16 protein-coding genes are annotated in these 13,065 nt (G+C 32.2%); 13 read left to right on the top strand and 3 right to left on the bottom strand.

The window, feature by feature from the left end:
• Positions 1-133 precede the first annotated feature (133 nt).
• From EV144_RS12655 to EV144_RS12610, 11 genes are all read left to right on the top strand, one after another.
• Positions 134-340, top strand: a complete 207-nt coding sequence (locus tag EV144_RS12655; protein ID WP_134149310.1) for a hypothetical protein — start codon at positions 134-136, stop codon at positions 338-340.
• A 6-nt stretch (positions 341-346) separates the two neighbouring features.
• Positions 347-574 (top strand): DUF4236 domain-containing protein, encoded by a 228-nt coding sequence (locus tag EV144_RS12650; RefSeq protein ID WP_134149308.1) that lies wholly within the window; start codon positions 347-349, stop codon positions 572-574.
• Positions 575-576: 2 nt separating this feature from the next.
• Positions 577-933: an excalibur calcium-binding domain-containing protein gene (locus EV144_RS12645; RefSeq protein ID WP_134149306.1), complete on the top strand. Its 357-nt coding sequence runs from the start codon at positions 577-579 to the stop codon at positions 931-933.
• A 16-nt stretch (positions 934-949) separates the two neighbouring features.
• Positions 950-1,345: a hypothetical protein gene (locus tag EV144_RS12640; protein ID WP_134149304.1), complete on the top strand. Its 396-nt coding sequence runs from the start codon at positions 950-952 to the stop codon at positions 1,343-1,345.
• A gap of 3 nt (positions 1,346-1,348) precedes the next feature.
• Positions 1,349-2,620, top strand: a complete 1,272-nt coding sequence (locus EV144_RS12635; RefSeq protein WP_134149302.1) for an ABC transporter permease — start codon at positions 1,349-1,351, stop codon at positions 2,618-2,620.
• A 5-nt stretch (positions 2,621-2,625) separates the two neighbouring features.
• On the top strand, positions 2,626-3,528 hold the full coding sequence (locus tag EV144_RS12630; RefSeq protein ID WP_134149300.1) for a hypothetical protein: 903 nt from the start codon (positions 2,626-2,628) through the stop codon (positions 3,526-3,528).
• A 133-nt stretch (positions 3,529-3,661) separates the two neighbouring features.
• A complete protein-coding gene (locus EV144_RS24160; protein ID WP_166670571.1) occupies positions 3,662-3,820 on the top strand; it encodes a hypothetical protein in 159 nt (52 codons plus the stop codon).
• A complete protein-coding gene (locus tag EV144_RS12625; RefSeq protein ID WP_134149299.1) occupies positions 3,820-4,047 on the top strand; it encodes a hypothetical protein in 228 nt (75 codons plus the stop codon). The genes EV144_RS24160 and EV144_RS12625 overlap by 1 nt, the downstream gene beginning before the upstream one ends.
• The gene (gene yidD, locus EV144_RS12620) at positions 4,044-4,325 is read left to right on the top strand and encodes a membrane protein insertion efficiency factor YidD (RefSeq protein WP_134149297.1); all 282 of its coding nucleotides are present in this window, start codon (positions 4,044-4,046) and stop codon (positions 4,323-4,325) included. The genes EV144_RS12625 and yidD overlap by 4 nt, the downstream gene beginning before the upstream one ends.
• A gap of 151 nt (positions 4,326-4,476) precedes the next feature.
• Positions 4,477-4,887 (top strand): hypothetical protein, encoded by a 411-nt coding sequence (locus tag EV144_RS12615; RefSeq protein WP_134149294.1) that lies wholly within the window; start codon positions 4,477-4,479, stop codon positions 4,885-4,887.
• A gap of 23 nt (positions 4,888-4,910) precedes the next feature.
• A complete protein-coding gene (locus tag EV144_RS12610) occupies positions 4,911-5,120 on the top strand; it encodes a hypothetical protein (RefSeq protein WP_134149293.1) in 210 nt (69 codons plus the stop codon).
• 299 nt (positions 5,121-5,419) lie between these two features.
• Here the strand turns inward: EV144_RS12610 and EV144_RS12605 are convergent, their stop codons facing one another.
• Positions 5,420-6,055: a hypothetical protein gene (locus EV144_RS12605; RefSeq protein ID WP_243854662.1), complete on the bottom strand. Its 636-nt coding sequence runs from the start codon at positions 6,053-6,055 to the stop codon at positions 5,420-5,422.
• 324 nt (positions 6,056-6,379) lie between these two features.
• Here EV144_RS12605 and EV144_RS24155 point away from each other — a divergent pair, with 324 nt between their 5' ends.
• A complete protein-coding gene (locus EV144_RS24155; protein WP_166670570.1) occupies positions 6,380-6,556 on the top strand; it encodes a hypothetical protein in 177 nt (58 codons plus the stop codon).
• A gap of 292 nt (positions 6,557-6,848) precedes the next feature.
• On the top strand, positions 6,849-8,306 hold the full coding sequence (locus EV144_RS12600) for an ATP-binding protein (RefSeq protein ID WP_317129083.1): 1,458 nt from the start codon (positions 6,849-6,851) through the stop codon (positions 8,304-8,306).
• Between the two features lie 84 nt (positions 8,307-8,390).
• On the opposite strand, the gene EV144_RS12595 is transcribed toward EV144_RS12600, so the two are convergent.
• Positions 8,391-9,830 carry a TolC family protein gene (locus tag EV144_RS12595; protein WP_134149289.1) on the bottom strand — a complete coding sequence of 480 codons (1,440 nt, stop codon included), beginning with the start codon at positions 9,828-9,830 and terminating at the stop codon, positions 8,391-8,393.
• Positions 9,823-12,990: an efflux RND transporter permease subunit gene (locus EV144_RS12590; protein WP_134149288.1), complete on the bottom strand. Its 3,168-nt coding sequence runs from the start codon at positions 12,988-12,990 to the stop codon at positions 9,823-9,825. Before EV144_RS12590 ends, EV144_RS12595 begins: the two co-directional genes overlap by 8 nt.
• Between the last annotated feature and the right edge of the window lie 75 nt (positions 12,991-13,065).

Genomic DNA, 13,065 nt, shown 5'->3' with positions numbered 1-13,065 from the left:
AAGCTCCTTCGGGGGCTTTTTTTATTTCTAAAATGCAAAGTTCACCAATTATGGTTTTCCGTAAAATACTGGTTTACATTGGATTTATATTTGAATAATTAAATTTTCAAACACTAATTTAAAACCAGAAATCATGAAAACTTATTACGTAAATCAGAATGCACAACCAAATGGCGATCACGAAGTTCATACAGACGATTGTCGTTATTTGCCAACTTCGTCAAATAGAAAAGAACTTGGTCAATTTTCAAGCTGCAAACCTGCAGTAGAGGAAGCAAAGAAAACCTATTCAAAATCTAACGGCTGTAAAACTTGCTGTCCAGATTGCCACACAAGCTAAAACATCATGGGCTTTAGATTTCAAAAAAGAATAAAACTCGGAGGAGGATTTGGATTAAACATTAGTAAGTCTGGAATCTCTCCGAGTTTAAGAACAAAAATGGGTTCTTTTAGCAACAAAGGCTATTCTGTACGAACTGGCATATCTGGAATTGGATATCAAAAAAGTGGCTGCATGCTGATTTTTGCTGTTGCAGGCTTTATAACATTTTTAATTTATACAATAAAACAATAATCATGGGACATTACAGAAAAGGACACTATAAAAAAGACGGAACGTACGTGCAGGGACATTATGTAAGTGGCAGAATACGATCTTATTCAACTAAAAATAACGGATGCATTCTGATAGTATTAATATCGATATTATTTGCATTCTCAATTTCATGTTCAGATGGGTCAGATTCATTAACATCAGATATAGTATCATCTGGTTCTTCTTCAAATACTTCATCAAATAATAATTGCCCGACTAAAACTTGCGGTGATTTTGCAACACGAGCACAGGCACAAGCTGCTTACAATAGCAATAAAACCTGTTACAAAAATCTTGATGCTGACGGAGATGGAATTGCTTGTGAAAATTCAAAATAACAAATAACCAAAAAACATGATAACAATAGAACTAAAAAGCCACTTTTTAAGATTATATCAAATGGCATTATCCGATGATCAATTTGATGTATTAGAACTTCAGATGCTGTATCATTTTGCAGACGAACGCGGTATTCCGAGAGAGGAACTTGATAAGCTTTTCTTAAATCCAATTAATACAGAACTTGTTATTCCCGAAGAACTAAATACCCGAATTGAGTATTTGTACGATTTTACTCGAATTATTTGGGCAGATGGAAAAATCACAGACGATGAACTGAATATGCTTAAAAAGTATTGCAGAAAGTTTGATTTTTTGGATGAAAACATTAATGAGTTATCAAGCTATCTTATTGATTGTGTTCAAAAAAATGTTCAGAAAGAAGAAATTATTAGTCAATTAAATTCTTAAGTTATGAAATCACTTACACAAATATTTAGTTTAAAAAAACCTGAAGATTCTTCTGTTAATATTCATAATGAAAATGAAGAAGACAGAGAACAAATAAGAATAACATACTATCAGAGCGGTTTTGCAGCTTCTATAAAAGCAACTGGAAAACCAATTGTGCTAAAAGCTTGTCTGCAAAATTTATATATGAGTTTTGAAGATCAATGTCGAAAACAAAAATTAGAACAAGACAGACTAAAACAGCCTTATCGCGAAGAACAGGAAAAAAACAGAACTGAACTTAAAAAGTGCGAAGCTGCAATCGGGATTTACGAAAAAAAAGGACAGGATGTAGATGATGCTGTAGATCAAATTAAAAATGAAATTATAGAAGTAAAACGCAATCCTGATAAATACGGAATTGAAGACGGCAAAGGCTTAAAAGCACAATTTTATATCGGTTTGTTTCTTCTTCTTCCGATTACACTTTATGTATTAGTCTTTTATATTTCGGCTTCTTATTCTGCATTTTTCAAAGAATTCTCTAATGACAGTTTAACCGCAGCAATTTTTGATGCAGATGCGTTTTCCAATTCTTTTAAAGCAAGCTGGCTCGAAGGTGTTTTGGTTATCACGATTCCGTTTGTATTTATGGGGTTGGGTTATGTAATTCATATGGTGCAAAAAGGAAAAGGCATCAAAAATGTTTTCAGAATGATTGCTTTATTTCTAACCACATTTTTGTTTGATGCGTTATTGGCTTATCAAATAGAGAAAAAGATATACGAGTTTAATAAAACAACCGATTCGGCTCCTTATAATTTAAACATTGCTTTGGGCGAAGCTGAATTTTGGATGATCATATTCGCCGGATTCGTGGTGTATATTATTTGGGGACTTGTTTTTGATTTTGTAATGAAAGAGTTTGAAAACATTGATAAAATCAGGGCTTTTATTAGAGGCAAAAAAGAAAAAATGGTTGATTTAGATAAACTAAAAACAGAGTACGTTAATAAGATCAATGATTTTAAACAGCAAATCGTTACCATTACAGGAAAAATTTCAGAACTTCAATCTAAAATAGACGGATTTGTATTTCCTGTAAAAGAATATCTTCATTATCATCATCAATATAAAGAAGGATGGTTTCAGGCAATTGGAACTGAGATTGCTTTACCTTATAGAGAAAAAGAAGAATTATTAGAAAGCTGCGAACAACATTCTGAAGAACATTTAAGCAAACTAAACTTAATTGATCCTGACTTTCAGCACTTAGTATATTCTATTAAAAATTAATCTTTATGAGAACCATTCTTAAAACATTTGCAATATTGGTATTAGTAGTTTCTGCATTTTCTTGTAAACAAGAAGCTGATAAACCAGAAAAAAAAGCTGTAACCAAAAGTCCTGCATCAGAAAATTATAATATCAGCATTCTATTGGATTTATCAGACAGAATTAGTCTTGAAAAAAATCCAAATCCTACTATGGAATATTATCAAAGAGATTTAGGATATATAAAATCGGTTTCTGAAGCATTTACAGAACATCTAAAATCAAAAAGAATAAGACAGATTGATGATAAAATGCAATTGTTTTTTAATCCAGAACCAAAAGATCCGGAAATAAATTCGATTTCACAAAAGCTAAAAATTGTTATTGATAAAAATAATGCATCTAAAGATTTATTAAATTCTATCAATGCAAGTTACGCTTCGCAAACATCAAAAATTTATGAATCTGCCATAAAGGATAATAATTTTATAGGTTCTGATATTTGGAGTTTTTTTGATAGTAAAATAAAAGATCAATGTATTGAAAAAAACTCCCGAAATATACTTGTTATATTAACAGACGGCTATATGTTTTTCGAAAATACAATAATGAAAGAAGCTAATCGAACAACATTTATTACTCCAGAATTAATTCGAAAAAATGGCTTAAATACCAGCGACTGGGAAAAGAAAATGCAAACTCAGGATTTTGGTTTTATTAAGACCAGCGGCGATTTATCTAATCTTGAAGTTTTGGTTTTAGGAATTAATCCCAATCGAAATAATCCGTACGAAGAAAAAGTAATAAAAGCGTATTGGTCAAAATGGTTTACAGAAATGAAGATAAAGCGCTTTGAAATTAAAAATGCTGATTTACCTTCGGACATAGAAAAAATCATCAAAGATTTTATATTACAAAAGAAGCTTTAATGAGGATTATCAAGAGGATTTTTAATCCTCTTTTTTGGTTAATAGAAAAAAGTTCATATAGTTTACGGATTTCCATAAAACACTGATTATAAATAAACTTAAGTTTGAATTATAACTATAAAATCAAAAAAATATGAAAAAATTAGTCATTTTCTTAAGCTTATTTTTCCTTGTATTAGGAGGTAGTATCAACGCACAAAAAGGGCATTACAAAAGTGGGAAAGGAAGTTCTCATAAAGGTGGAAAATACAAAAATGCGAGTACAAATAATCATTATAAAAAAAGAAAATAATGGAATATAAAGTAATCCCATTTGTAGCTTCAATCGATCCGAAGAAAGGAACATCTGATCATGTTGCCGAACAATTAGAAAGTTTGATCAAAAACTATAATAATCAAGGCTGGGAATATGTTCGCCTTGAAGGAGTGTCGACTTATGTACATGCAGAAAGCGGCTGTTTTGGACCAACAAGAGCTGGATATACAACAACCAGACAAATGGTTGTGTTCAGAAAATGAAATATTTAATTCTACTGATTATTCAAACGTATTGGAACATGATTCCAAAATCCAAAAGAAAGAAATGTATTTTTAAAACTTCATGTTCCAATTACGTTTATCAGATTACCAAAAAAGAAGGTTTTCTGAAAGGATTAAAAGCTTTTAATTATAGATATAAAAATTGCCGTGGGAATTTTGAGATTTTTGAAAACCCAATTAGTAAAAAAAAGCAAATTTTGTTATCCTCAAATCAAATTATCGACAGCGAAGAAATAGCTGAAAGATTTTTATTTTAAGTTAAAAAAGTCCAATCTATTGAAACAATTTTCGATACTGCAGCTCTTTATCAGGAGCAAATTCAGGTATAAGTACGCTTTTTAAAAAGCTGAATAGTAATTAGATTTATCAAAACTAAAAATCAATCTATAGAAACAAAACTACCCGAAAATGTTTTCCAAATATAAAATACCACTCCTAGCATTACTGTTAGGATTAACTGGCTGTAAAAAACAAATACCACAGCCAAAAATAAATTCTTTTTATAAAGAAGTAATTGCATCAGACGATCGTAAAACTATTACGCCCGAAGAAGCAAAAACATATCATATAGATACAAAACGCAAATACGAATACCGCACAGGAAATCCTGGACAATACGAATACAATTATGATGTAAAAGGAATAAACATTACGGGAGATTCTGTTTTTGGAAACATAAATACAAAAGGGAAATACGGTGCGGGAATATTAATGTTTGACAGTATTGAAGATGTCGAAATAAAAACGGAATGGATTGCCTACGGAAAAATAAAAGCTGTTGACAAACAAGGAAATGAATTTCAATTAATTGTTCGTTAACTGTATTAACACAAAATTTTCAAATGAAATATACTGCAATTTTACTCTTTACAGTCTTAACGTCCTTTTCTTCTGCGGAAACTTCTGTTTATATCTGCGGTGCAAACGGCGCGAAAAGATATCATCTTAAGGAAACCTGCCGTGGTTTATCTTCGTGTTCGCATGAAGTTGTAAAAACAACGATATCACAAGCACAAAATAAAGGTTTGACTATCTGCGGATGGGAAGATTGAGTATTATAAAAAATTAATAAAAAGGGCTGATAAAAAATTTTATCAGCCCTTTTTTATTTCATAAAATCAGAATAAAAAGCGTTGCATTTTTCCCACAAAAAATGTTCTAAAAAAAATTCAAAAAAGATCCATAAAAACACTTAATTTACTGTCTTTCATTAGGTTTAATGGTAAAAATTTCTTATCTTTATGTAGTAAATACCATTAAATATAAGCCAAAATGATCCAATTTCAAGACCTAAATTATTCCTTAAAAAATTATTCTTTTTTATCTTTTACCACTTTTCTGTTTTCCAGATTTACTTCAATTTCTTTTTACACAACACCAATACATCGATTCCTTTTTCGATAGCGCCTACAGCTATTTCTGTCAATTTTATTTGACTTAGATCGATTGGTAGTTTTCCAACAATTTTATCTTTAAAATCCCAAAATAGGTTTCCCTTTTTTGCGGGCTCCTGTGTGCTTTTATTTTCACTTTCAACAAAATCTTTAACTTCTATGGTTTCTTTCTCTACTTCTACAAATGGTTTACTTTCATTAAAATCTTCAATCTTCTTTTGCTCTAAAGTTCTAAACTTTTCATTAAACTTCTTAAATGGACGTGGTTCAAAATCAACCAAAATTGCGCTCATATTTATAGCGTCAATATTTGATGGATCTGTTTCACCTTTAAAAAAGGTTTCAATAGGTCTAAACTTATCTTTTTGTTCCTTAAACTTATTTTTCTTCGTATGATCAAACTCCATACAGAATAAATTCTTGTAAACGTTTAAATCATCCTGAGCGGTATTATTTTCAAAAATAGTCCAGCATAAATCGCGGAGTTTTCCGCGGGAAGGGTAATTTAAATAGTCAAAGTATTTCCCTTCTTTTTCTATTTCATATTTAGCTTTAATCGCTTTTTTAAATTCTTCTAAGGTATTGTTATGCATGGGCTCAGGGTATTTTTAGGAATTCTTGGGAATCTCAGGAAGACGTGGGAATTCTGGGAATTCCTTGTCAACAAAAACTCGTAAATGCAATTACTTTGCCAAAGAAATTAGTTCAAGTTTTTATCTGCAGATCAAAAACAAAAATACAAAACTAGTTCAATTAAAAGTGTGGAAAACCGCAAGACAGCGTTTACTCGGGAAGTATAAATAAAGTCTCGCAGTTCTACACACTTCACTTCCCAAAATCATTTGGTATTGCCCAAAAAAACATCTGGAAAAATTCCGGAAAGCAATACCCATGTCTAATTTCTAAAACAAATAAAAATGAAAAAACTATTACTTTTAGGTGCTTTTGCCCTACTAACAACTTTATTTTCTTGTACAGCTGATGAATACGAAGCTCCTACAAAAAATGAGATCAAAAAAACTACAGATCCTGTTGCTGATGGTCCTGGTGATGATATACCACCACCACCACCACCACTTCCAGTTGACCAATAAATAAAAAATTTAGTAATTAAAATAATTACTACTTTCGGGGAAAGTAACTTTTATGGTGCGGTCCCCTTTTTTTTGTTTTATTATCTTTCTATTATTTCTTTCCTGTAAAGAGAAAAAGACTGTTACTATTAATATAGAACCTATTAAAAAAGAAGCCCTTAAATTAAGAAACAAAGGGATTTCAGACTTTGAAAAGAAAAATTTTAATACTGCTTTTTCTAATTTTAATAAAGCTAAAATAAAATTTGAAACCATAAATGACAGCCTGAATATTGTATACAACCTTATTCAGATGGCGACAATTCAGCAAATCAATGGAGATTATTATGGAAGTAAGGAAACAGTAACAGAGGCACTGCCTTATATCAAAAAAAAACATATATATAATGGCTATATAAATAATATTTTTGGTGTTGCTGATAAAGAATTATCGCTTTACAATGATGCTATTTATTATTATAAAAAAGCAATAAATGATTATACTGATCCTAGATTAAAACAATCTTCTTTAAGCAATATTGCTGCACTTTACATTCAACAAAAAAAGTATGAAAAAGCAATTATTATTCTGGAATCTATTTTAAACAACAAAATACCGGACGAAAAACATCAAGCCAGAATTGAAGATAACTTAGGTTATGCTTATTTTAAAAATGAAATAACTGAAAAAGGCTTGCTATTGATGAATAAAAGTCTTGATAAAAGAAACCAAATTGATGATATTTATGGAAGTATAGAAAGTAATCTGCATTTAGCTGATTATTATAGCTCAGTTGATTCACAAAAATCAGACAGACATGCTCTAGACGCTTATAATATTGCTACTAAACTCCATAGTGTTGATGAACGCTTAGAAGCATTGCAAGTTTTAATTTCGAATGATTATAATGCTCAAAACGTCAAATATGTAAAAAAATATATTGCATTAAATGACAGCATTATTAGAATTAGAAATAACTTTAAAAATAAGTTTGCTAAAATTAAATACGATTCTAAAAAAGAAAAAGACGAAAACCAAAAACTTCGTTTAGAAAAAGCAGAAAATTTATTATCACTCCAACAAGCAAAATATATGAGAATTGTATTTGCGATAGTTTTTGCTTTTTTAATCATTTTAATATTCATTTTAGTTCGTTATTATCGAAACAGGAATAGAATTGCTAAAATCAAAACTTCGTACGATACTGAAACCCGTATTGCAAAAAAAATACACGATGAGCTGGCCAATGATGTTTTTAATGCGATAGCTTTTGCTGAAACACAACCGTTATCTAAGGAAAATACACGGGAAAACCTGCTTCAGAAATTGGATGATATTTATGTTCGTGTAAGAGGAATTTCAAAAGAAAACAATAATATTGATACTGGCGAAAACTTCATAAAAAACATAAGAGAAATGCTTTCTACTTATAATAGTAATACTCGAAATATTATTGTAAATAATGTTGAGCAAATAAACTGGGAAACTATTGATGATATTAAGAAGATCACGATCAGCAGAATTTTGCAGGAATTAATGGTGAACATGAAGAAACACAGTCAGGCAAAATTGGTTCTTATACAATTTGATAATGACACAAAATCAATTTTTATAAACTACACGGATAACGGAAAAGGTTCTGAACAAAGTGAAATGATAAAAAATGGACTGCAAAATATGGAAAGCCGTATTGAAGCTGTAAAAGGAACAATTGATTTTGAAACAGCACCAGAAAAAGGCTTTAAGGCAAAAATATCCATTCCAAAATAAAGCAACAGATCGTTTTATAAAATTCAAAAGCCTTTCAGAATTTCTCCCGAAAGGCTTTTATCTACAAATAAAAAAGGCAAAAACTTATTTCCAACCGCCGCCTAAATCTCTGTAAACATAAACTGCTGCATTTAGCTGTTCTTTTTTAGTATCAACTAATTCTAATTTTGCTTCCAAAGCATCACGCTGTGTCATCAAAACTTCGAAATAATCAACTCTAGCCGATTTAAATAAATCATTAGAAACATCGATAGATGTATTTAACGCATCAACTTGTTGTGATTTTAAATCGTAACTTTTCTGTAAATTCTCAATTTTAGAAAGCTGATTGGAAACTTCTAAATAAGCATTTAATATGGTTTTGTCATAATTATATAAAGCCTGAAGTTGTCTTGCATTGGCACTAGAAAACTCTGCTTTAATAGCATTTCTATTGATTAAAGGTGCTACAACATCTCCTGCTAAAGAATACAAAATTGATTCTGGAAATGTAAACAAGTAAGATGGCTTAAATGCTTGTATCCCGAATGCTGCAGAAATATCCAAAGAAGGATAAAACTCTGCACGTGCTACTTTTACATCTAGTTTTGCAGCCACCAATTCTAATTCTGCTTGTTTTACGTCTGGACGATTCATCAACAATTGAGATGGAAGTCCAGAATTTACTGCAGCTGGCAATAAAGTCAAGAAATTAGAATTTGTTCTTTTTACTTCCTGTGGATATCTACCTAATAAGAAATTGATTTTGTTTTCGTTTTCTTTTATTTGTTGTAGAATATCAAACTCCATGCTTTTTGAAGTCAAAACTTCTGCTTCAAATTTCTTTACGCCAAGTTCTGTTGCTCTTGCTGCTTGTTTTTGAATTTTTACAATTTCAAGTGCATTGCTTTGTAAAGTAATCGTTTGTTTTACAATATCAAGCTGTGCATCAAGAGCCATTAATTCGTAATACGAATCGGCAACTTCAGCAATTAAATTTGTGATTACAAAGTTTTTACCTTCTACGGTTGCTAAATATCTGTTTACTGCCGCTTTTTTAGAATTGCGAAGTTTTTTCCAGATATCTACTTCCCAGTTTGCGTAAGCTGCAATTGTAAAATCTCCCAACGGATCTGGTGTTTCAATTCCCGGTTTAATTTCTGTAGTAGCATCACCGGCACCTTGGCTTGTATATCTTCCTACTTTTTCTACTCCTGCACCGGCACGAATACCAGCTGTTGGTAATAACAATCCTTTTCTAACTCGGATATCATTCTTTGCAATTTCTATTTCCTGCAAAGTAATGTTAAGCTCCTGATTATTTTTTAGGGCAATATCAATCAAATCAACAAGATTTTGATCTTTAAAGAAATCTTTCCATTTAAGGTTAGATGTATTTGTTGTGTCCTGAGTTTTTACAGCTCCAAATGCTTCCGGAACTGGCGCGCTTGCAGTAGCTGTCTCTGGTGCCGGGGCTTTACAGCCCGCAGCAACAAGACATAATCCTAATGCAATACTATATTGATATGGTTTAAATTTATACATGGTTATCATCAATTTCTTCTGTTAATGGATTCTCTTCTTCATTTTTAACCAATTTGACTTTCTCTGAAATGGTAGCAAAAATAAAATACAGACCCGGAATTAAGAATACTCCGCAAATAGTTCCTATAAGCATTCCACCCGCTGCTGCTGTACCAATTGTTCTGTTACCAATTTTACCTGGACCAGTAGCAAACGCAAGTGGTAATAAACCTGCAATAAAGGCAAATGATGTCATTAAGATAGGACGGAAACGCGCTTTTGAACCTTCCATAGCAGCTTCTAGAACTGATTTTCCTGCGGCGTGTCTTTGTATCGCGAACTCTACAATCAGTACCGCATTTTTACCTAATAATCCAATAAGCATTACCATTGCAACCTGCGCATAAATGTTGTTCTCTAATCCTGTAAATTTCAGTAAAAGGAAAGCTCCAAAAATACCAGCTGGTAATGAAAGAATTACTGATAATGGAAGAATAAAACTTTCGTATTGTGCTGCCAATACTAGGTAAACGAATCCTAAACAGATTAGGAATACCCAAATGGCCTGATTTCCTTGTGCAACCTCATCAGCAGAAATACCTGCCCAGTCAATATCATAACCTCTAGGTAATTTTTTTGCTGCAACTTCCTGAATTACTTTAATTGCTGTACCAGAACTATAACCCGGTGCAGCTCCACCACTAATCTCTGTAGAATTGTACATGTTGTGTCTTGTAATCTCAGACAAACCGTATACTTTTTCTAATTTCATAAAAGCAGAAAAAGGAACCATTTCGTCACGGTTATTTTTCACATAAAGTTTCAAAATGTCGTCTGGCTGTGCGCGATATTCCGGAGAAGCCTGTACGATTACTTTATAGTTAATACCGTATTTAATGAAACTGATTTCGTAGTTACTACCCACAAGAGTTGACAAAGTATTCATCGCGTTTTCGATAGAAACTCTTTTTTGCTGTGCAGCATCATTGTCAACTTTCATCATGTATTGAGGGAAACTCGCACTAAAGAAACTAAATACGTTAGATAATTCTGGACGTTTGTTTAATTCTTCTACAAATTCTTTATTTACAGCTTCCATTTTTTTGAAATCTCCAGAACCTGTTTTATCTAATAAACGAAGCTCAAATCCTCCTGCTGCTCCATATCCTGGTACCGCTGGTGGTTGAAAGAATTCAATATTTGCACCTGGAATATCTTTTGATTTTTCTTCCAGTTCTGTCATAATTTCCTGAACAGATTGTTTACGATCGTTCCAGTCTTCTAAGTTAACCAAACAAGTTCCCGCATTAGATCCTGTACCTTCGGTCAAGATTTCATAACCTGCTAATGAAGAAACAGATTTTACTCCTTCTACACCTTCGGATATTTTTTGCAATTTCTCTGCAATATTGTTTGTTCTTTCTAATGATGAACCCGGAGGTGTCTGAATAATAGCGTAAAACATTCCCTGATCCTCATTCGGAATAAATCCTGAAGGAACTGTACTGCTTATTAGCCAAGTTCCTAAACAAAAACCAATAAGCGCAGCAAACGTAATTACTCGTCTGTTTACAATTTTTGCTAATACATTTTGGTATTTACCTTGCGCAAGGTTAAACTTATTATTAAAACCATCTATAAATCTGTTTACAGGAGTTTTCTTTTTAGGTTTACCATGAGTGTTTTTTAGCATCATCGCACAAAGCGCTGGTGTCAAAGTCAAAGCCACAATACCAGAAAGGATAATCGCTGTTGCCATCGTGATCGAGAATTGTCTGTAGAAAACTCCAACAGGACCCGACATGAAAGCAACCGGAATAAATACCGCCGCCATTAAGAATGTAATCGCAATAATAGCTCCTGCAATCTCGTGCATTGCTTTTTTGGTTGCTTTAAGTGCAGAAAGATGTTCTTCTTCCATCTTAGCGTGAACGGCTTCGATTACTACAATCGCATCATCGACGACGACCCCAATTGCCAATACTAAAGCAAACAATGTGATTAAGTTCAATGAAATATCAAAGAATGTCATGAATATAAATGTTCCTACCAAAGATACGGGTACCGCAATTGCAGGAATTACTGTAGAACGCCAGTCTCCTAAGAAAAGGAAAACTACTAAACCTACTAAGATAAAAGCTTCAACTAAGGTATGAATTACTTTTTCGATAGAAGCATCAAGGAATTTAGAAACGTCATAAGAAATTTCATAATCCATTCCTTTAGGGAATTTAGTCTTGATTTTTTCTAATTTAGCTTTTACGTCTTCAATAACCTGATTCGCATTACTACCAAAAGATTGTTTTAATACAATAGCGGCAGATGGTTTTCCATTCAAATTAGAATAGATATCATACATCGAGCTTCCAAATTCTACATTCGCGATATCTTTTAAACGTAAAAGTTCACCATTAGAATTAGATCTTACTACAATGTTTCCGTATTGTTCTTTCGTTGTAAAACGTCCAGAATATTTCAATACATATTCAAATGCTTGAGAACGTTTACCAGAACTTTCTCCAGTTTTACCAGGAGAAGCCTCTAAACTCTGACTTGATAATGCTTCCATTACTTCGTCTGCAGAAATTTTGTATGCTAACATACGGTCTGGTTTCAACCAGATACGCATTGCATATTCACGTGTTCCCAAGATATCTCCGGAACCAATACCATTTACCCTTTTTAGTTCAGATAATACGTTGATATCTGCATAGTTGTACAAGAATTTCATGTCGGTATTTGGATCCGTACTATAAAGATTCACGTACATTAACATACTCGGAACTTCACGAGTAATCTTTACACCTTCTCTTACTACTAATGGAGGTAGTTTATTAGTAACCGAAGCTACACGGTTCTGAACGTTAATTGCTGCCTGATTAGGATCTGTTCCTAAATTAAATACTACTTGTATACTTGCTTCACCATCATTTCCGGCATCAGAAGTCATGTATTTCATTCCGGGAACACCGTTTAAGGCTCTTTCTAACGGAATAACAACAGACTTAATCATCAATTCACCATTTGATCCAGGGTAATCTGCCGTAACGTTTACCATTGGAGGTGAAATAGAAGGGAACTGCGTAATAGGTAAACTTAGTACCGACAAAACCCCTAAAAAGACAATGATCAGCGATATTACTATCGACAGTACAGGTCTTTGAATAAATTTATTAAACATTTTTATATTTTTTTAATGATTAAAACAAATTGGAATTTTACAATTGTTTCAAGTCTCAGGTTTCAAGTTCAGTTC

It is taken from the genome of Flavobacterium sp. 270, from assembly GCF_004368785.1.
In the GTDB taxonomy this organism is placed as follows: domain Bacteria; phylum Bacteroidota; class Bacteroidia; order Flavobacteriales; family Flavobacteriaceae; genus Flavobacterium.
The sequence above is the reverse complement of the archived record's forward strand: the minus strand, read 5'-3'. Positions and strand labels throughout refer to the sequence as shown.